Source organism: Bacillus sp. AFS055030 (assembly GCF_002574545.1).
Lineage (GTDB): Bacteria > Bacillota > Bacilli > Bacillales > Bacillaceae_G > Gottfriedia.
The window spans coordinates 1-19442 of sequence record NZ_NUGT01000079.1; the positions used below are offsets into that span (position 1 = coordinate 1).

21 protein-coding genes and 2 riboswitches are annotated in these 19442 nt (G+C 37.0%); of the genes, 17 read left to right on the forward strand and 4 right to left on the reverse strand.

The features are described from left to right. Positions 1-190: 190 nt before the first annotated feature. The gene (locus CN925_RS17095) at positions 191-733 is read right to left on the reverse strand and encodes a recombinase family protein (RefSeq protein WP_098847885.1); all 543 of its coding nucleotides are present in this window, start codon (positions 731-733) and stop codon (positions 191-193) included. Positions 734-863: 130 nt separating this feature from the next. Here CN925_RS17095 and CN925_RS17100 point away from each other — a divergent pair, with 130 nt between their 5' ends. Together CN925_RS17100 and CN925_RS17105 are read left to right on the forward strand one after the other, a co-directional pair. Continuing rightward, positions 864-2333, forward strand: coding sequence for a SulP family inorganic anion transporter (locus CN925_RS17100; protein WP_483295212.1), 1470 nt, complete (start codon positions 864-866; stop codon positions 2331-2333). A gap of 714 nt (positions 2334-3047) precedes the next feature. Then, the gene (locus tag CN925_RS17105; protein ID WP_286138452.1) at positions 3048-3431 is read left to right on the forward strand and encodes a glyoxalase superfamily protein; all 384 of its coding nucleotides are present in this window, start codon (positions 3048-3050) and stop codon (positions 3429-3431) included. Positions 3432-3543: 112 nt separating this feature from the next. Here CN925_RS17105 and CN925_RS17110 read toward each other — a convergent pair whose 3' ends face one another. Beyond that, positions 3544-4035 carry an FUSC family protein gene (locus CN925_RS17110; protein ID WP_098847887.1) on the reverse strand — a complete coding sequence of 164 codons (492 nt, stop codon included), beginning with the start codon at positions 4033-4035 and terminating at the stop codon, positions 3544-3546. Positions 4036-4173: 138 nt separating this feature from the next. Between CN925_RS17110 and CN925_RS17115 the strand changes: the two genes are divergently transcribed. After that, positions 4174-4485 carry an antibiotic biosynthesis monooxygenase gene (locus CN925_RS17115; RefSeq protein ID WP_098847889.1) on the forward strand — a complete coding sequence of 104 codons (312 nt, stop codon included), beginning with the start codon at positions 4174-4176 and terminating at the stop codon, positions 4483-4485. A gap of 140 nt (positions 4486-4625) precedes the next feature. On the opposite strand, the gene CN925_RS17120 is transcribed toward CN925_RS17115, so the two are convergent. Continuing rightward, complete coding sequence (locus CN925_RS17120) at positions 4626-4961, reverse strand: L,D-transpeptidase (protein WP_098847892.1); 336 nt, start codon at positions 4959-4961, stop codon at positions 4626-4628. A 163-nt stretch (positions 4962-5124) separates the two neighbouring features. Here CN925_RS17120 and CN925_RS21635 point away from each other — a divergent pair, with 163 nt between their 5' ends. The 3 genes from CN925_RS21635 to CN925_RS17135 all read left to right on the forward strand — a co-directional run bounded on the left by CN925_RS21635 (position 5125) and on the right by CN925_RS17135 (position 7048). Further along, positions 5125-5766, forward strand: coding sequence for a glucosaminidase domain-containing protein (locus tag CN925_RS21635; RefSeq protein ID WP_098847894.1), 642 nt, complete (start codon positions 5125-5127; stop codon positions 5764-5766). Between the two features lie 130 nt (positions 5767-5896). Next, the gene (locus CN925_RS17130) at positions 5897-6313 is read left to right on the forward strand and encodes a GNAT family N-acetyltransferase (RefSeq protein ID WP_286138457.1); all 417 of its coding nucleotides are present in this window, start codon (positions 5897-5899) and stop codon (positions 6311-6313) included. A gap of 294 nt (positions 6314-6607) precedes the next feature. After that, positions 6608-7048: a hypothetical protein gene (locus CN925_RS17135; protein WP_098847896.1), complete on the forward strand. Its 441-nt coding sequence runs from the start codon at positions 6608-6610 to the stop codon at positions 7046-7048. Between the two features lie 340 nt (positions 7049-7388). On the opposite strand, the gene lexA is transcribed toward CN925_RS17135, so the two are convergent. After that, positions 7389-8036: a transcriptional repressor LexA gene (gene lexA, locus CN925_RS17140; protein ID WP_098847898.1), complete on the reverse strand. Its 648-nt coding sequence runs from the start codon at positions 8034-8036 to the stop codon at positions 7389-7391. A 403-nt stretch (positions 8037-8439) separates the two neighbouring features. On the opposite strand from lexA, the gene CN925_RS17145 reads away from it, so the two are divergent. The 11 genes from CN925_RS17145 (at position 8440) to CN925_RS17195 (ending at position 19436) form a co-directional block, all read left to right on the forward strand. Continuing rightward, positions 8440-9099: a YneB family resolvase-like protein gene (locus CN925_RS17145; RefSeq protein ID WP_098847901.1), complete on the forward strand. Its 660-nt coding sequence runs from the start codon at positions 8440-8442 to the stop codon at positions 9097-9099. Between the two features lie 267 nt (positions 9100-9366). Further along, a riboswitch (cobalamin riboswitch) is annotated at positions 9367-9555 on the forward strand. Positions 9556-9731: 176 nt separating this feature from the next. After that, positions 9732-9917, forward strand: a riboswitch (cobalamin riboswitch). A gap of 129 nt (positions 9918-10046) precedes the next feature. Beyond that, positions 10047-10430, forward strand: coding sequence for a (2Fe-2S) ferredoxin domain-containing protein (locus CN925_RS17150; RefSeq protein ID WP_098847903.1), 384 nt, complete (start codon positions 10047-10049; stop codon positions 10428-10430). A 51-nt stretch (positions 10431-10481) separates the two neighbouring features. Then, a complete protein-coding gene (cobJ, locus tag CN925_RS17155; protein WP_098847905.1) occupies positions 10482-12107 on the forward strand; it encodes a precorrin-3B C(17)-methyltransferase in 1626 nt (541 codons plus the stop codon). Between the two features lie 62 nt (positions 12108-12169). Next, entirely contained in the window at positions 12170-13084 is a 915-nt protein-coding gene (locus CN925_RS17160) for a sirohydrochlorin chelatase (protein WP_098847907.1), read from the forward strand. After that, on the forward strand, positions 13081-13878 hold the full coding sequence (cobK, locus tag CN925_RS17165; protein ID WP_098847909.1) for a precorrin-6A reductase: 798 nt from the start codon (positions 13081-13083) through the stop codon (positions 13876-13878). Before CN925_RS17160 ends, cobK begins: the two co-directional genes overlap by 4 nt. A 16-nt stretch (positions 13879-13894) precedes the next feature. Beyond that, positions 13895-14542 (forward strand): precorrin-8X methylmutase, encoded by a 648-nt coding sequence (locus tag CN925_RS17170; RefSeq protein ID WP_098847911.1) that lies wholly within the window; start codon positions 13895-13897, stop codon positions 14540-14542. Between the two features lie 3 nt (positions 14543-14545). Continuing rightward, positions 14546-15649: a cobalt-precorrin-5B (C(1))-methyltransferase gene (locus CN925_RS17175; protein ID WP_098847914.1), complete on the forward strand. Its 1104-nt coding sequence runs from the start codon at positions 14546-14548 to the stop codon at positions 15647-15649. Position 15650: 1 nt separating this feature from the next. Further along, positions 15651-16841 carry a precorrin-6y C5,15-methyltransferase (decarboxylating) subunit CbiE gene (gene cbiE, locus CN925_RS17180; protein WP_098848196.1) on the forward strand — a complete coding sequence of 397 codons (1191 nt, stop codon included), beginning with the start codon at positions 15651-15653 and terminating at the stop codon, positions 16839-16841. 2 nt (positions 16842-16843) lie between these two features. After that, positions 16844-17545, forward strand: coding sequence for a precorrin-2 C(20)-methyltransferase (gene cobI / locus CN925_RS17185; protein ID WP_098847917.1), 702 nt, complete (start codon positions 16844-16846; stop codon positions 17543-17545). Further along, a complete protein-coding gene (gene cobM / locus CN925_RS17190; RefSeq protein WP_098847918.1) occupies positions 17542-18315 on the forward strand; it encodes a precorrin-4 C(11)-methyltransferase in 774 nt (257 codons plus the stop codon). The genes cobI and cobM overlap by 4 nt, the downstream gene beginning before the upstream one ends. Then, complete coding sequence (locus tag CN925_RS17195; protein WP_098847921.1) at positions 18315-19436, forward strand: cobalt-precorrin 5A hydrolase; 1122 nt, start codon at positions 18315-18317, stop codon at positions 19434-19436. Before cobM ends, CN925_RS17195 begins: the two co-directional genes overlap by 1 nt. Positions 19437-19442 lie beyond the last annotated feature (6 nt).

The window sequence follows — 19442 nt, forward strand, 5'->3', positions numbered from 1 at the left end:
TTCATGAAGAAGTAAATCAGTCAAAAATAGCAAGATACTTCCTCATGATAGGTTCATGAGGAAGTAAACCACCGAAAAATAGAAAGTTCCTTACTCATTACAGGATTTAGTGGAAATCGACCACAAATTGGCGTAGTTGACAAGCTCATTTTCAACACTATGCTAAAATGACCTAACCTAAAGGTCATTTTTAGTTTTCTAAATAACGATATAGAGTTGATTTACTGATCCCAGTCTCCTGTTTAATTTCTTCAAGAGTATATTTCTTACTTTCATACATAATAATTGCCCGTTTTACATTTTCATCAGGCTTTTTAGGACGTCCCGAAGTGATTCCTTTTTGTTTGGCTTCATAGATTCCCTTTTTCGTATTTTCGCTTATTACATCGCTTTGAAAAGAAAGTAGGTGCTTTACGATCTCGATGAAAAAGTATTTAGATTGAGTACATGTATTAATATTTTCCTCTAAAGATTGTAAAAATGCGCCTTTTGAATCTAAATTTTCTAAAATTTCCATAAGATGACGGGTAGAATCTGCTAATGTAAATAGTTTTGGGATCGCAATCGTATCGCCTTGTTTAAGATTAGTTAAAATTACTTCAAGCTGATGTCTTTTTTTTGCAGATGAATGCTCTTCTGAAATAATCTCATCACAATTTAGTTTTTTTAATTGAACTAGCTGATGTTCACATTTTGGATCGTCGTGATTTGGTCGCATATATCCGATTATCATAAATAATCTCCTAACTGTATAGGGGTTTCCATTATCATAACATATAACATTCCCAAAAAAGGTTCCTTTTTGGGAATAATGATGATAGACTATTTTTTAGTGATTAATCGTAAGTTGAGGTGGAAATTAATTGATAGAAAAAATAAAAAATGAATGGTTTTCTAATATTAGAGCAGATGTATTAGCGGGGATTGTCGTTGCGTTAGCGCTTATTCCTGAAGCAATTGGATTTTCGATTATTGCAGGTGTCGATCCAATGATTGGATTATATGCTTCTTTCTGCATTGCAGTTGTGATCTCGTTTGTTGGTGGTCGTCCAGGTATGATATCAGCTGCGACTGGTGCAATGGCACTTGTGTTAGCTGGTCTAGTAAAAAAACATGGAATTGAGTATATGCTTGCAGCAACTATTTTAACAGGTATTATTCAAGTAATACTAGGATTTCTAGGAATTGGTAAATTAGTCAAGTTTATTCCAAAGTCAGTTATGACAGGTTTTGTGAATTCTTTAGCAATTTTAATTTTTATGGCGCAATTACCTTATTTTGTAGGTCAATCATGGCAAATGTACGCAATGGTTGCAGGCGGATTAGCGATTATTTATTTGTTTCCAAGAATTACAAAAATCATCCCATCCCCTTTAGTGGCGATCATTGTTATTAGTATGATTGCAATATTTTCTGGAAGTGATGTTAATAAAGTAGGAGATATGGGGAATATTTCAGGATCTCTACCAAGTTTTATTTTACCAAATGTTCCGTTTAGTATTGAAACACTAATGATTATATTTCCATATGCAGTTTCGTTAGCGTTTGTTGGCTTAATTGAATCATTATTGACTGCTCAAATAGTTGATGATCTGACAGATACTTCAAGTAATAAAAATACTGAATCCAAAGGACAAGGTATTGCCAATATTATAAATGGGTTATTTGGGGGAATGGCAGGATGTGCAATGATTGGACAGTCTGTTATAAATGTTAAATCAGGTGGTCGTAGTAGATTATCTACATTTGTTGCTGGTTCATTTTTAATGTTTCTAATTCTTGTATTAAATAAATTAGTCGTTCAAATTCCATTGGCAGCGTTAGTTTCTGTAATGATTATGGTATCAATAGGAACATTCGATTGGTCATCTCTAAAAACATTACACAAATTACCTAGAACTGATGCGGCAGTGATGGTTATAACGGTTGGAGTAGTTGTAGCTACTCATAATTTAGCGATTGGTGTTATTCTTGGAATTTTGTTAAGTGCTGTTTTCTTTGCAGCGAAAATCTCGAAAGTAAAAGTCACTTCTCAACTTGGAAAAAATAAGCGCGTCTATAAAGTAGAAGGTCAATTGTTCTTTGCTTCTGTCACGGATTTTGTTGAAGCATTTAATTTTAAAGATGATGTAAAAATAGTCGAGGTTGATTTATCAAAAGCTCATATATGGGACGAATCAGGTGTATCGGCAATTGATAAAATTGTCATTAAATTTCACGAAAAGGGTATAAAAACGATTATCGTTGGGTTAAATTCAGGAAGTAAATCAATTGTAGATTCAGTAGCTGTATTTAACAAACCAAATGGTATCAAACAAAAAGTTGGACATTAAGCATGGTTTCCTCAATTGATGTAGCTTCAAGTTTTCAGTGTGTAGACAAAGTACAAAAAATCTGATTTCAGACTGATTGCAAGCGCTTGTCTTTCGAGGCGCGAAGNNGTTTTCGGGCAGTCTGAGGCTTCTTCGATTGAAGAAGCTTTTTTTTATGGCATTTTAAAAAAATCTCCTGATTAGTTCGAGAGTTACATGATCATGTTTCATTCAGACAGCGGGTTTGTATGTATGACTTGATCTAGATGATTTTTAGGTATGGCAAGTATAAAAATATCTTTTGGAACTTTTGGATCTTCTATTACAATTTATTGTCACTGCTACTTTTTCGCAGCCTTTTTTATTTATTTGGAAATACAGATTAAAGGAAAAAGGTGCCAATGCTTACAATGTAGAAAGAAGTAAGTAGATGTAAAAGAGGTGTGATGAGATTGGACAATATCAGTAAAGTAGAAAAGCAAGATATTAAAAGATATATACCTCATTTGTTTAAATTATAATCTTCATCTCTGGAAACGAAGGGGTTGGTAGTTTAATTTTTTACTTGGAAAAGTGACTGGTGAACACGCATATTATTTTAGTCACTTTAATTCAAAAAAAGGTACAGGACGCAAACTTCGTCCAAAAGACATTGAGAGTATGAAGGTCAACCTAGGAATTATTGATTCTATAAGCTAAGCTAGATAGTAGTTAAACGAAAAGGAGAGGAAAGTAGTGAGTACATCAGAAATTTCAATGAAAAGTCCAACACCTATTCTACGGATGTTTGATGAAATTAAAGCAAAAGAATTTTACATATCATTTTTAGAATTTGAGATTGATTGGGAGCATCGGTTTGAAGATGATTTTCCTTTATATATGCAAATATCTTATAACAATTGTGTCATACATCTTTCTGAGCACCATGGTGATTGTAGTCCAGGTGCTGCACTTAGAATTGAGGTAGTAAATTTGGACTTACTTCATTCAAAGTTACTCTCAAAAAAATATAAATATGCTCGCCCAGGCATTGAAGAAACTCCTTGGAAAACACGGGAGGTACGGGTTGGAGATCCATTTGGTAATCGAATTGTCTTTTATGAGAACGTGGAAGACTGAAGATTTATTGTACAATCGAATAACCTAAAGAATAAAGAGGATTGAATTAAAAAGCATTTTAATTTAATCCTCTTTACACTTGGAAAGTGACCAATTCCGGTTTAGATTTAGGCTATTTCAATTTTTTATTCCTTGAAGTGAATGAAGACCAAACGAACTGGATTAATCCAGCAGTCAAGACACCTACAAGCGTGTCCCTCATCCGATCCATCGCATAATCCTTTGATTTGTGTTCAAATGCAAAGACAAATAGAATCGTTAGAGCGACCTGGTGAAGTACTTTTTTGTCTAATTTTAAATAGTAAGCAATATATGTACCAATTAAAATTAAAAGTCCTAAGTTCCAACCAGTGACTTTCATATAACTAGCAATGATTACAGTAATACCAATTCCAATCATTGTTCCAATTACGCGTTTGATTGATAAACTAATTGTTTTGTCAATTGTCGATTGAACCGTAAGTATAAGTGAAACTGGACCTAAGTATGGATGTGACGAACCAAATAATTTTGAGATTTCCCATGCTAATCCAGAACCAATTGATAATTTCCAAATAAGACTAGTAATGCTTTCAGATGAGTTAGGTGAGCTTGTTTCTTCCATGAGCACCTCTAGAAATTTCTATTTTTATATATTATCTTCACGAATTAAATTGATTATGTATAAAGAATAAATAAGAAGTTGAATACTTATAATAGTGATTAGCTACTAGACAACTAATAATAGAAATGAGTTGAATCATTGATAACCGTCTTATTTGAATATAAATTTGAAAAGAAGTTTTTAGAGGATTTTAAATCAAGATTAAAAAAGTCAGCGCATCCAAAATTTCATTCAGAACCATCGAATATTGGAATGAATTTTATGCAAAGAGAAGATGAGCAATATTATTATATCAATTTATTTATTAAGTATAGAAGTATTGAAGAATATGAAGAACGAACGAGATTTGAAAGAAGTCAGGGAGAATGGAATGAAACTTGGTTTAGTAAAGATATTACCCATGAACTATTATCAGTAACAATCTGGAAGGATTTTAATCCAATGTCCTAATATCTTAAATGTTCATATTTGCTAAAGAGACGAAACCTTTTAAATCAGTTGAATGGAAACATTCGACATTTTCCAAAACCCTTACAGTAGAGTAAGGGTTTTAAATCTCTATTGCATCTATTAATCTATGAAGACCTTAATTATTGATGAATAACGACACCTGTACCAATTGAAACCATTGAAGATAATTCAAGAACATCCTTATTATACATACGAACGCAACCATGCGAAACAAAATGACCAATTGATGCAGGATTATTAGTTCCATGAATTCCGTAGTGTGGAGCTGATAGTCCCATCCAAAGTACCCCAAAAGGTCCACCAGGATTAGGATCTTTATTAATAATTGTGTAGGTACCTGAAGGAGTAGGGGTAAGCATTTTACCGACACCGATTGGGTAAGTTTTAAGCAATTTGTTGCCGTCGAAAAGTTTTAATTGGCGGTTCGATGTTGAAATATATATCCAATTGGTCATTTTATCAGCTCCAATTTTTAACTATTGTATGAAGAAACTTTACTTGTTGTTAAATAAAAGAAAGTTAAAATTTCACTACTTTTATACTATTTCCTTAGTACCAAGAATAAAAAAAATGAATACGCTATAGGACAAGCACTTTAAAGAGAGGAATAGGTCTATAGTGTCTAATACAATTAAATATTTCCAATATGCCCAAGAAGTTTCCAAAAAAATTGGCTGGTTACCTGAAGTGATTTATACCCAATGGCAAGTAGAAACAGCACACTTTACGTCCAAAAATTTTAAGGAAAATAACAATATCGCAGGTCAGACGTGGCATCCAGGCTTACCTCTTAGTAGTAGAGGAACAGCTAGGCCTAAAAATGAAGGCGGGTATTATATAAAATATAATGATCCAATTCAGGGATATGTTGATTTTATTTTAAATAATCCGAGGTACAGTAAAGTTAAAACATACAAAACTGCAGATGAACAATTTAAGGCGATAGCTCAAGCAGGATGGGCAGTAGCTACTAATTACGCAGATGTGCTCATCTCGGTTAATAATGCAAATATTAAAAATGGATTATATAAAAAAATTATTCAAGTTGAGTTACATCCTTATAAAGGAATCTTAAAAAAAGGATCAAGAGGAGAGCGAGTAAAGGAAATTCAAGAAAAAGTTGGCGTTAAAGTGGATGGGATTTTTGGGATACTAACTGAAAAAGCAGTAAAAGATTTTCAAAGAAAAAATGATTTAGTAGTTGATGGAATTGTTGGAGTAAAAACGTGGGGGAAACTTTTCAATCCAACAAATTTATAAGATATTCTTTATTTAAATGACCTGTATGATTTTATATACAGGTTTTTTTACATTTAAATTAATACATAAAAGGGTTTGAGGGTGTTTTATCGAAAAGTAACTATAACCATTTTAGGAAGAGGAGACGAAAGTGGAAATTAGACATGCAAAAATGAATGATTGTGAATCAATCGTAATTTTGGATTCTCAAATTATTGACAGTCGAATTAGAGAACATCTAATTAAAAGCTCGATTGAAGAAAATCGATGCCTCGTATGTGAAATAAATAAAAGGATTGTAGGTTTTCTAATTTATCATAAATTTTTCTTTGGCCATTTATTTATTGATTTGATCATTGTTTCACTAGAAATGAGGAGACTGGGTATTGCAAAAAATCTCATGAAATATGTTGAATTTTATTCAGAAAGGAAATTATTTTCTTCTACTAACAAATCAAATATTAAAATGCAAAAAGTATTTCAATCTCTAGGATATATTAAAAGTGGATTCATTGATCATTTAGATGAAGGCGACCCAGAAATTATTTATGTTAAATTATTAGATTAAACGATTTTTCAGCAATTGTTTTTTAAGTAAGGATAAAAATAATTTTTATTACCCCAAAGATCATAAGCCACTACTAAATCCCATCTAAAATACTTTCATACGTTTCTCGTTTTTTTCATATTTTAATTATAAAAAGTATGTAAAAAGTCCTGATGTAATCATTAATTTGTTACTTTAGGAGAGTTAGTTAAAAAAATTTTTAAATACATTCTTCCTGTTATTCTATTTTTCTATGCATGAGGAATAGTAATAATATATAAATGCTCCAATTATATCATTACAAGGAGTGGAAATATGGATTTTAAAAGGGAATTCATTTTAAAAACAAAAGCTATATATAAAGAAACTGTTACAGAAAATATGGCGTACAGTAAGATGTGTGAGAAATTCGAATCTTATTTTGTTGATTTAAGGGAGTCTTTAAAAAAGGAAATAGAAGTTTCGAATGGTGAATTTGATATTATGATTGATAAAGAGAATGTTATTGAGGTCTTATTAAATCAAAGAGAGTTATTAATTACGATTGATGACGCTGGGGTAGTAGTAAGTATTAAATATTTTGATGAAGTGCAAAATGAACAAGTTGAAAATAAGATTGATATAATTGAATATGATGGTGGGGCATATAAAAGTCAAGTATTTCAATCGCCTATTACTAGAAATATAATCGATAATTATTTAGCAATTGCGTTTAGAGATGATTTAGAGAAGACTTTTGAGAGTTATAGTGAATGAAAAAATTTATGTTTATAGTTTCGTAAAGAGATTTTTTAAAGGTTGATTTTCACTAAAGGATGCTCGTTTATGTAGGATTTATATTTCAACGACTCTAAAAGAGCTTGGATATTCCAAGCTCTTTTAATTTATTTATCGTTCTTTGACTTGAAATCTTAATACAGTTTTCAATTTATCGGGTTGAGTTTTTCTTGCATCAGAAATATAGATTTCTTTATGTGTTTTTTCAACTCACAAAAAACTCCCTTAATTTTAAGTCAGTTTCGGTTTGATTAGGTTATGTCTTTGCATGTTAAAAACAAAAAGCAATCACATAATCATGTAATTGCTCTTAAAAAGTTTAATGATATGTACGATAAACTCCAATTACTTTTCCTAAAATTGATACTTGTTTTAATAAAATTGGAAACAGGGCATCATTTTCAGGTTGAAGTCTAAAATGGTCGCTTTCTTTATAAAAACGCTTTACAGTAGCTTCACTATCTTCAGTCATGGCAACAACAATTTCTCCATTTTCCGCAGTGAATTGTTTTTTAACGATTACAAGATCGCCATTTAAAATTCCAGCATTGATCATGCTATCTCCTTCTACTCGAAGCATAAAAACTTGTTCATTAGATGGAGCGACAGATGTCGGTAAAGGGAAATATTCTTCTACATTTTCGACTGCAGTAATTGGAATACCTGCAGTTACTTTACCGATTACAGGAATGTTAATAATATCGTTATAGACTTCACTATATGATGCTTGTACTTCATTCACAACCGGAGCTGTATCGCCAAGAATCTCGATTGCACGCGGTTTCGTAGGATCTCTTCGAATATAGCCTTTTTGTTCTAGTCTCTCTAAATGACCATGTACTGTAGAACTTGAAGCTAAACCAACAGCCTCAGCAATCTCTCGAACTGAAGGTGGATAACCTTTAATTTTTACTTCGTCTTTAATATAAGCTAAAATTTCTGCTTGCCTTTTCGATAGTTTGTTCATTCGAATTTCCCCCTTACCTATAAAGTAGATAATACGTTCCTCTTTATTTTTTTCATTATATCATGATAGGATATGATATACAAACGTTAGTTCTATTTTTTCTTAAAGTAGTTTTCGTGTTCGTATGGAGGGAACAGTTTATGAATGCACTAATATACTTAAAGGGGTAATGACAGCATAGGATTCACAAGAAACTTCATTACATAAACAAATTAATGAACCAAATTAGGTTAGCGGATGGGAATGTGTATTCTAGAAACAATAGGCGAACAGGCTAGTGGTTTTGAAGTAGAAAAAGAAGGTCTATTCAAGCTATTCAAAAAAGAACAAGATTAATGCTTTGTTAATTTCTTATTTACGGTCAAATTGCTTAAGTCCGATTCGTAGATTAGGAGGAGAAAAATTGAAAGCGATTATTTATTGTCGGGTTAGTACAGAAAAAAATACTCAAGATACCTCTTTAAAAAGACAAAGAGAAGAGCTAGAAAAATTAGCAGAGTTACAAAATTTCGATGTGATAAAAATCATAGAAGAAAGACATAGTGGATTTGATATAGAACGGGAAGGGATAATTGAGGCTTTAGCATTATTTAAGGATAAACAGGCAGAGATCTTACTTTTACAAGACGATACCCGATTAGGAAGGGGACATTCGAAAATTGCCCTGATTCATGAATTACGTAAAATGGCAGTAAAAGTTTTTACAATTCAAGATCAAGGGGAGATATCTTTATCGGATGCGGATTTAATGGTCTTGGAAATATTGAGTACAGTAGAAGAGTTTCAACGAAGAATTGCTAATTATAAAATAAGCAGGGGAATGCGTAGAGCCATCGAGAATGGTTTCGAACCTCACAAGAATATATCAAATAATCATTTAGGAGGTAGGGAGAAAAAAGAACTGCCTGTGGAAGAAATTATAAATCTTCGAAACAAGAAACTTACTTTTCATGAAATAGCAGCTACATTACGAGGTTTAGGTTATGAAGTTAGTAGGGCTACTGTTCATAGAAGGTATAAGGAATATTTTGATGAACTAAATCATGATTCTATTAAGAATTAAAGAAAATTTAGATGTTGTAATTTATAGTATATCCACTGGATTTTACAATAAAGTTGCAAAAAACTATAATTTTATAATAAGATACCGTAATAAATCTATTGATATTATTTTTTTGTTTTAAAGATTAATTTCGAATGATCCCCATATTACTTTCAATTACATTTGAAGTTATTGGATGGTAGCGTTTTCTCATATGACGTTATTAAACTCTTGAAATATTAAATCTAATAGACTAGTATATTAATAGCTAATAAATTAAATACAAATTTGCAAACATTCAGTTAAGATGCCTTAGGGCTTAATAGGGAATCTGGAGCATTACCAGAACTGTCCCCGCAACTGTAAGTGTGGACGAAATAGACAAACCACTAAAAACGTTTATTAGTACGTTTTTGGGAAGGGTCTAAAGTAGGAAGATACACAAGTCAGGAGACCTGTCTTAGCTTTTTTAGTTTCGATTTCTTCGGGGGTTGAGAAGATGAAACGTTTGGACAAAAAGGCTTATTTATTAACTTTCTTTGTGCTGACGTTTTATCCGTTCAACTTTTGTTGGACGGATTTTTTGTTTTATTGCTTCTAAATCTTTTTTAATTTTTATTGTATGCCTATAGAAGAAACAAGTCTTTTTAACAATTGAATAGATTAGGATTGGTGCACTTTGGAAATTAGTGCTTAATAGGGAAGTACGGTTTAAATCCGTCACGGTACCCGCCACTGTAAGGGGGAGTTCTTTTGCAGATGTCACTGAAGGAATTCGGGAAGACGCAAGTAGAATGATGAACCTAAGTCAGGAGACCTGCCTATACCTAATAGCTTGAAATAACCTACGGGAACATAGGTAGAAGTGCTGAACTTACATCGCTAATTTTTTTTGTGTGTATATTTTTCTGCATCCCTATGTCCATAGGGGTGCTTTTTTTTGAAAAAAACGAATAGGAGTGAGTGACATGACTACTTGGAATTTGCAAGGGACGAAACAGCATGTATTAATTTGTAACGGTAGCAGCTGTATGAGAAAGGGTGGGGAGGAAGCAACTCAAGCGATCCGGAATGAAATCACCAATTTAAGCTTAGATTCGATCGTACATACAACAAGAACGAGATGTAATGGGAGATGTAAGGATGCTCCCGTTGCCATTGTCTATCCGTCTGGGGCTTGGTATAAAAACGTAACCCCAGAAGTGGGGGCTACCATTGTAAAAAGTCATCTGGCAGAAGGTCATTGCCTAAAGGAGCATTTGATCTATCAATATTCCGATTCTGGATTCATACATCCAGAAGGGTCGGAATGCATCGAAGGAGTACAAAAAGCAGTTAAAGAAAAGATTTAACAACGAGTAACTGGATACTAGTTTTTAAATTGTGGAAGGTGGCGTAATAGAGTGAAAGGCAAATTATTGGTTATAGGATTTGGCCCTGGTGATGAAAAACATATTACTGGACGGGCAAAGGAAGCCATAAAAGAAAGTGATATCATCATTGGTTACAAAACCTATGTTGATTTAATTAAGGGATTAATAACTGGAAAAAAAATCATTAGCACAGGAATGACTGAAGAAGTGAGCCGTGCCCAGGAGGCTGTAAAACAAGCTGAGCTTGGTTACACGGTAGCTGTCATTTCGAGCGGTGATGCCGGTGTATATGGAATGGCAGGACTTGTTTACGAAGTTCTAATTGAAAAAGGATGGAAAAAAGACTCAGGGATAAGAGTGGAGGTAGTCCCTGGCATTTCAGCCATCAACTCTTGTGCTGCTTTATTAGGCGCGCCGGTTATGCATGATGCTTGTACGATTAGTTTAAGTGACCATTTAACACCTTGGAGCTTAATTGAGAAACGAATCGAAGCGGCCGCTCAAGCTGATTTTGTAATTGCCTTATACAATCCAAAAAGCGGGAGAAGAACACGGCAAATCATGGAAGCACAAAGAATTCTATTAAAATATCGTGCACCAGACACACCTGTAGGATTAGTAAAGAGTGCATACCGTGATAGTCAAAAGATCGTTATAACCAATTTGCAAGAGATGTTAGAACATGAAATTGGCATGTTAACCACCGTTTTAATTGGCAACTCTTCAACGTTTTTCTACGATGAATTGATGATCACGCCGCGCGGTTATCAGCGGAAATATACTTTAAATCAAGTAATTCAGCCGTTGAAACCGCATCAGCGTCTGCAAAAGGAAGCCGAACCATGGGCACTAGAGCAAACAGAAGATGTAATGCCGCAAAACAAGAAACTAGTCACTCCAATCTCTGTGAAAGAGTCGTCAAGAGAGTTGGCTGAGGAAGCTTTGCAAATGATTGTTGGTGAGCCTTATGAACGAACAAACGATTTAATTGTGAAGCAAGACTTTCAATCTATTTTTGAGGTAGCTGTCAGCCCTGGTGTCGTTAATAAAAAATTTACTGCACTTCAGATGGCCATTCTTTCCGAAATTGTCGGAGAAGAAGGAGTGATGGAATACACACAAGACCATTTTATGAAGTTGCAAATTTTAACCTCAAAGCCTGATGAGATTATTGAAAAACTAACGGCAGCCAACTTTTTGATTGCTCCTGTTGGCGACGTATTAACCGTAAAAGCTTGTGATTTTTGTGACGGAGAAAAAAAGGATTCTATTCCTTATGCTGATGAGCTTCAAGAAAGGCTTGGTGGCATGGAACTCCCAAAAGAACTGAAACTTGGTGTAAATGGATGTGGAATGGCCTGTTATGGAGCCGTAAAAGAAGATATTGGCATTGTTTATCGAAAGGGAGCGTTTGATTTATTTCTAGGAGCCAAAACAGCAGGAAGAACCGCACATCCAGGCCAAATCGTAGCTGAAGGAATCGCACCTGACAAAATAGTCGGGGTAATAGAGGGGATTGTTCAAGAGTACAAACAAAAGGCCTATCCAAATGAACGTTTCTATAAATTTTTTAAACGGGTCAAAGAGATTAAAGGTTTTGTGTACCAAGATATCACACCAAACCTTAAAATCGAAGCAGCTGTCTGCGGAGAATAAATGAGAGAAGATGAGCAGTAATTGGAAGGTAAGGAATTTATATACAAAGGGGAGTAAATAGTGTGAAAGCAATTTTATTTGTGGGGCATGGAAGTAAAGATCAAGAGGGAAATGAGCAGGTTCGTGAGTTCATCCGTGAGATGAGAAAGACTTGGGAAGGTTCCTATTTGGTCGAGACGTGTTTTTTAGAATTTGAACGACCAACAGTGAATCAAGGTATCGATCTATGTGTAGAGAAAGGGGCCGACCATGTTGTCGTGATTCCAATCATGCTCTTACAGGCAGGACACTCCAAAATTCATATTCCAGCAGCTATTGATGAGGCAAAGAATAAATATCCGCTTGTTCAATTTACTTATGGCCGTCCAATTGGTGTTCATGAGGAAACATTTGAAATTCTAAAAACTAGATTAATGGAAATTGGCGAGAATGTTGAATCCATCGAAGACGATACGGCTGTCCTTTTGTTAGGAAGGGGCGGAAGCGATCCCGATGCGAACAGTGATTTATATAAGATTGCTAGATTACTATGGGAAAAAACAAATTATAAAATCGTCGAACCTGCTTTTATGGGCGTGACCAATCCCTTAGTGAATGAAGGGATCGAACGCTGTATTAAGCTGGGAGCAAAAAAAGTAGTAATCTTACCTTACTTTTTATTCACTGGCATCCTGATTAAACGCTTAGAAGATATGATGGTTCCTCTTCAAAAGCAATATTCCTCTGTTGACATTCAGTTGGCTGACTATTTTGGTTATCATCCAAAATTACAGACGATTTTAATCGATCGGGTGGAAGAAGCTCTACGTGATGAGGTGAAAATGAACTGTGATACTTGCCAATACCGACTTAATGTGATGGAACATATCGATCATCACCACCACCATGATCATGACCACCATCACGACCACCATCATCATCATGACCACCACTATGATCACGAACATACGGTGCAAAAGGTTGGAGATAGAGGATGATCTTCGTATTAGCCGGAACAAGTGATGCAAGAGCCCTTGCTTTAGAAATAAAAAAAGAAGGCTTCGATCTCCTTGCCTCAGTAGTCACAGAAAATGCGGCAGTTGAATTAAGGGAGGTGGGGATATGTGTTCAAGTAGGAAGATTAACGGATGCAGACATGGTGGGGTTGATTGCCACAAAAGGGATTCAAGCTGTTGTCGATGCCAGTCATCCGTTTGCTGAAGAAGCTTCTAAAAATGCAATCAAGGCGGCCGAAACGGTGAAAATTCCCTATATTCGGTATGAACGCGAGTCACAAAAGTTCCAATATGACAAAATGAAAGTAGTCGAAAGCTACGAGGAAGCTGCGGATCTTGCATCAACCAATAAAGGCGTGGTAATGCTGACTACAGGTAGCAAGACGCTTCAAATTTTCACAGAAAAACTTTTAGGGAACCCGGACATTCGCTTGATTGCCAGGATGCTTCCCCGTATAGATAATATGGAAAAATGTGAGCAGCTAGGGCTGCCGCAGAAAAATATTATTGCAATGCAGGGTCCATTTTCAAAAGAGTTCGACAAAGCTTTATATAAGCAATATGGCGTCACCTTAATGGTGACTAAAGAGAGCGGGAAAGTCGGATCGGTCGATGAAAAGGTGGAAGCTGCCAAGGAGCTGGGGATTAAGGTTATTCTTATTGGCCGCCCGAAACTGAATTATGGAACCGTCTATGCTAATTTTATCGATGTCATCGCAGAATTAAATAAAAAGATTGATAATACACCAATCGTCACTACAGAACAATCATTTTAATACAGGAGTGAGAGAAATGGATTTTCGTACTGAATTTAAACCTTTAACCGTCCAACCAGAACAGATTGAAGGTAGAAGTTTTGAAATGATTAATGAAGAAATTGGGGAGCATCCTTTTACAGAGGAGCAGTATCCAGTCGTCCAACGGATCATCCATGCATCCGCTGATTTTGAACTTGGGCAAAGCGTCCTCTTTCATCCTGACGCTATTTCGTCCGGTATTCGAGCAATTCGAAGCGGAAAAATGGTCGTTGCAGATGTTCAAATGATTCAAAGCGGAGCAAATAAAGCACGAATTGAAAAATTTGGAGGAGAAATTAAGGTCTATATTTCCGACCCGGATGTCATCCAGGAAGCCAAACGGCTAAATACGACAAGGGCGATTATTTCAATGCGGAAGGCAATTAAAGAAGCAGATGGCGGTATTTTTGCCATTGGGAATGCTCCAACCGCTCTACTCGAACTGATCCGTTTGATTAAAGAAGGAGAAGCAAAACCAGGTCTTGTGATTGGATTGCCTGTTGGGTTTGTTTCTGCAGCTGAGTCAAAAGAAGAACTAGCTAAGCTTGATATCCCATTCATCACTAATATTGGCAGGAAAGGTGGCAGTACCGTGACCGTAGCTGCATTAAATGCCATTTCCATTATGGCTGAACAGGGATAACCGATGCAGGAAGTACCAAAAGGAAAGCTTCGGGAAGGATATACGACTGGGGCCTGCGCAACAGCTACCACCAAAGCAGCGCTGACGGCATTAATTACAAGAGAACCTCAAACAGAATCAACGATTTACTTGCCAATCAAGCGGTTTGCAACTTTCCAGATAGAAAGCTGTGATGTAGAGGACCAATCAGTAACCGCTAGTACGATTAAAGACGCAGGAGATGACCCAGATGCCACCCACGGAGCCTTGATTATTTCCACTGTGTCATGGCTCGATGAACCAGGCATCGTGCTGGATGGGGGAATTGGGGTTGGCCGCGTCACAAAGGATGGCTTGCCCGTTCCTGTTGGAGAGGCCGCGATTAATCCCGTTCCTCGTAAGATGATCCTTGATACGGCAGAAGGGGTATTAAAAGAATTCGGGATTACAAGAGGTATTAAAATCGTTATTTCCGTACCTGATGGTGAAGAAATTGCTAAAAAAACGCTCAATGGACGCTTAGGAATCATTGGGGGGATTTCTATTCTCGGAACCCGCGGGATTGTCGTTCCTTTTTCCACAGCTGCTTATAAAGCTAGTATCATCCAAGCTATTAGTGTTGCCCGTGCCAGTGGTTGCGAGCATGTTGTCATTACTACAGGTGGGCGGAGCGAGAAAAATGCTATGAAACAATTCCCCGAGCTGTCTGAGGAAGCTTTTATTGAAATGGGTGATTTTGTTGGGTTTACCCTTAAACAATGCAAGAAGCAAGGGGTTAAAAGAGTTTCGATGGTCGGCATGATGGGGAAATTCTCAAAAGTGGCAATGGGGATCATGATGGTTCACTCGAAAAGTGCCCCGATAGATTTTGATTTTTTAGCTGAGGTGGCAAGCCGTACAGGTGCTGATACTACCCTGGTAGAGGAAATTCGAACTGCCAATACAGCATCACAGGTGGGTGATTTGATGACAGCACAAGGCCATCTATCCTTTTTCGAAATGCTTAGCGACTATTGCTGCTGCGCTGCGTTAAAGGAAGTCGATGGAGGGATTGACATAGATACAACTTTATATACCATGAAGGGGCAATTGTTAGGAAAGGCGGTTCGAAAAAGTGGCATCAATTAAAATGATCGGCATTGGGGACGAAGGGAAAGTCAGTCTGCTCCCGATGTACGAAAAGTGGATTAATGAAAGTGAATTATTAATAGGAGGAAAGAGGCAACTTTCTTTTTTTTCTGAATTTACTGGCGAAAAAATGGTGATTGAAGGTGGGCTTTATTCTCTAGTGGAACGGCTTCAATCGGAGACTAGAAATGTAGTGATTCTAGCTTCCGGAGACCCGTTGTTCTATGGAATTGGAAGCTATTTATCTACTAAAATCGATTTGGAAATTTATCCGTATATAAGTTCAATCCAACTAGCTTTTGCCAGAATGAAAGAAAGATGGCAGGATGCTTATTTTACTAGTGTTCACGGTAGGAGTATAAAAGGGCTGGCACAGCGAGTCGATGGGAAAACAACAGTCGCAATCTTAACGGACACAGAAAATTCTCCAAATAAAATCGCTCAGTATTTGCTTTCCTTTGGCATGTCTGAATATGAGGCGTTTGTGGGCGAGAACCTTGGTGGTGATCAGGAACGATGCCGCTGGTTTACCCTTGCAGAAATGAGTGATGAGGAGTTTTCACCTCTAAATGTAATCATTCTTAAGAAAAAGGGGAAAAGCCCACATTGGTCGATTGGCATTGATGATTCGGAATTTTTACAGCGAAAACCAGATAAAGGCTTAATTACTAAAAAGGAAATTCGCACATTAAGCATTAGCGCCTTAAGGTTAAAAGAAGATAGCATTGTTTGGGATATTGGAACATGCACAGGTTCTGTAGCGATTGAGGCAGCGAAAATCGCTAGGGAAGGACAAGTGTTTGCGATCGAAAAAAACGAGGGCGACCTAGAAAACTGTAAGCAAAATTTAGCAAAGTTCCGTGTCGATGCAACACTTATTCATGGAAAAGCACCAGAGGGGTTAGAAACTTTCCCGGATCCGGATGCAGTTTTTATTGGCGGGACGGCAGGCGGGATGGAAGACGTTTTGGAAATTTGCTGTAGCCGCTTGAGTACGGGTGGACGCATTGTTTTAAATGCCGTTACGATTGAAAATCTATCAGAAGCGATGCTTTTGTTTAAAGAGCGAGGATATGAGACGAATATTACACTTGCTCAAATATCCAGAAGTAAGCCCATTTTAAATTTAACAAGATTCGATGCATTAAATCCAATTTATATAATAGAAGCTTGGCGCAAGGAAGGGGAGTAAACATGTTAGGTACATTATACGGCCTTGGGGTTGGCCCGGGGGATCCAGAGCTCATTACCGTTAAGGCATTTCGTAAATTAAAGGAATCACCGGTTATTGCCTATCCGAAAAAACAAAAGGGCAGCAAAAGTTATGCTCATCGTATTATAGATGTTTATTTTCAGCCGAACGAAAAAGAAATGCTCGGCCTTGTCTTTCCGATGACAAAGGATCCAGCTACATTGGAAAGAAAATGGACGGAAACCGTAGAAAATGTATGGGCGAAGCTGCAGGAAGGAAAAGATGTAGCTTTTGTAACTGAAGGGGACCCTCTTTTATACAGTACGTTTATTCATATGATGCGTTTGATGCAGGAGAAGTACCCACAAGTTCCGATTGAAGTTGTTCCGGGGATTTCGTCCATTAACGGTGCAGCTTCCAGACTTGGAATTCCATTAGCAGATGGGGATGAGCATGTGGCGATTGTGCCAGCACGGGATGACTACGAAACGATGAGAAAAGTCATCCAAGACAATGATTGTGTCATTTTTATAAAAGTAGCAAAAGTGATTGATTTAATGCTAGAAGTATTACGTGATTTAGATTTGCTTGACAAGGCTTCAGTTGTCACGAAGGTAACATCGGATGAAGAAATTATTTGGAGGGCAGATGAGCTCGAAGGAGCAGAGCTAGAATATTTAACATTAATGGTGGTGAGAAAATGAAGCTTTATATCATTGGTGCGGGACCAGGCGATCCTGATTTAATTACAGTAAAAGGTCTTAAGCATCTTCAGGAGGCAGATGTCATTCTATATGCGGATTCTCTAGTAAACGAAGACTTAATTGCGAAAGCAAAATCTTCCGCCGAAATATTGAAAACCGCCGGGATGCACTTAGAAGAAATGGTTGACGTCATGGCTGAGAGAATTCTGCAAGGGAAAAAGGTTGTTCGTGTCCACACGGGCGATCCAGCTGTCTATGGGGCAATTATGGAACAAATCGTATTGTTAAAGAAGAGAGGAATCGAAATAGAGATTGTTCCAGGTGTGAGCTCTGTGTTTGCGGCCGCCGCGGCTGCTCAAGCTGAGCTGACAATTCCTGATTTAACACAAACCGTGATCCTAACAAGAGCCGAGGGTAGAACACCTGTGCCAGAATTTGAAAAGCTGGCGGATTTAGCAAAACATCATTGTACGATTTCTCTTTTCTTAAGCGCTACTCTAACGAAGAAACTTGTCAAGGAATTGACAGGGGCAGGCTGGAGTAAGGATACTCCTGTTGCGGTTGTGTATAAAGCGTCGTGGCCGGATCAAAAAATTGTCCGAACCACACTAGAACACTTGGACGAGGATATGCGCGTAAACGGGATTCGTAAACAGGCGATGATTTTAGCCGGATGGGCATTAGATGAAAACATCCACAAACAAGATTATCGTTCTAAGCTATATGACAAAACGTTTACACACGGATTCCGCAAGGGGGTCGAATCGTAATGATCGAGCTCCAAGAAGCGCAAAGGGCACTCATCCATCAGAAGGGGGACTATGCGATTGTAGCCATTACAAAGCATGGGGTCAAACTGGCCCGTAGGCTTTTACATTCATTTCAAAATGCTGATGTGTACTATATGGCGAAGTTTGAAATTGGTGATGAGAAGGACAAAGACATCCAATTATTTACCGGAAGCGTTCGCCTTCTTCTACCGTCTCTTTTCGAGGCCTATAAAGGACTAATCATCATTATTTCCCTTGGAGCTGTGGTACGAATGATTGCACCTATTTTAAAGGATAAAAAAACAGATCCTGCGGTTGTCGTTATCGATGATAAGGGAGAACATGTGATTAGCGTGCTTTCAGGCCATATCGGCGGTGCCAATGAACTAACGAAAGAAGTAGCGGCTACTTTACAGGCCCGTCCCATTATTACAACAGCTTCAGATGTTCAGGAAACCATTGCGGTTGATTTGTTTGGAAAACGATTTGGCTGGGTTTGGGACTCCGCTGATAAGTTGACGCCCGTTAGCGCTTCGGTTGTGAATGAAGAAAAAATCGCCGTCATTCAGGAGTCAGGCGAAAAAGACTGGTGGCCATATGACCGTCCGCTACCGATGAATATTCAACCTTATTCATCGATCCAAGAAGCACTAGCCCAAAAGCCAGATGCTGCCTTAGTAGTAACTCATCGGAATTTATCCGAAGACGAAGAAAACATTTTACAGAATGGCGTTTTATATCGACCAAAGGTGATTGTCCTTGGGGTGGGCTGCAACCGCGGTACCACTGCAGCGGAAATCGAAGCAGTAATCGACGAAACGCTTGGGGAATTACAGTTTTCAAAAAAAAGTGTCAAAGCCGTTTGTACAATTGATCTAAAAAAGGATGAAGTGGGACTGCTCGAAGTAGTGAACAAAAACGACTGGGAGTTTATTTATTACACACCAGATGAATTGAATGCCATTAAGCTAGAGAACCCTTCTGAAACAGTTTTTAAATTTACAGGTGCATATGGCGTCAGTGAGCCAGCTGCTTTATTGTACAGCGGAGCAAAACATCTAACATTGATGAAGAAGAAATCAGGTAATGTCACTATATCAGTTGCGGTGATTCCCTATTGAAAAAAG

Excerpts from the sequence above, each read along its gene's own strand:
- cobK (WP_098847909.1), top strand. The coding sequence starts at position 13,081 with ATGATCTTCGTATTAGCCGGAACAAGTGATGCAAGAGCCCTTGCTTTA.
- CN925_RS17175 (WP_098847914.1), top strand. The coding sequence starts at position 14,546 with ATGCAGGAAGTACCAAAAGGAAAGCTTCGGGAAGGATATACGACTGGG.
- CN925_RS17135 (WP_098847896.1), top strand. The coding sequence starts at position 6,608 with ATGGATTTTAAAAGGGAATTCATTTTAAAAACAAAAGCTATATATAAA.
- CN925_RS17110 (WP_098847887.1), bottom strand. The coding sequence starts at position 4,035 with ATGGAAGAAACAAGCTCACCTAACTCATCTGAAAGCATTACTAGTCTT.
- lexA (WP_098847898.1), bottom strand. The coding sequence starts at position 8,036 with ATGAACAAACTATCGAAAAGGCAAGCAGAAATTTTAGCTTATATTAAA.
- cobI (WP_098847917.1), top strand. The coding sequence starts at position 16,844 with ATGTTAGGTACATTATACGGCCTTGGGGTTGGCCCGGGGGATCCAGAG.
- cbiE (WP_098848196.1), top strand. The coding sequence starts at position 15,651 with ATGATCGGCATTGGGGACGAAGGGAAAGTCAGTCTGCTCCCGATGTAC.
- cobM (WP_098847918.1), top strand. The coding sequence starts at position 17,542 with ATGAAGCTTTATATCATTGGTGCGGGACCAGGCGATCCTGATTTAATT.
- CN925_RS17170 (WP_098847911.1), top strand. The coding sequence starts at position 13,895 with ATGGATTTTCGTACTGAATTTAAACCTTTAACCGTCCAACCAGAACAG.
- CN925_RS17120 (WP_098847892.1), bottom strand. The coding sequence starts at position 4,961 with ATGACCAATTGGATATATATTTCAACATCGAACCGCCAATTAAAACTT.
- CN925_RS17095 (WP_098847885.1), bottom strand. The coding sequence starts at position 733 with ATGATAATCGGATATATGCGACCAAATCACGACGATCCAAAATGTGAA.
- CN925_RS17195 (WP_098847921.1), top strand. The coding sequence starts at position 18,315 with ATGATCGAGCTCCAAGAAGCGCAAAGGGCACTCATCCATCAGAAGGGG.
- CN925_RS17150 (WP_098847903.1), top strand. The coding sequence starts at position 10,047 with ATGACTACTTGGAATTTGCAAGGGACGAAACAGCATGTATTAATTTGT.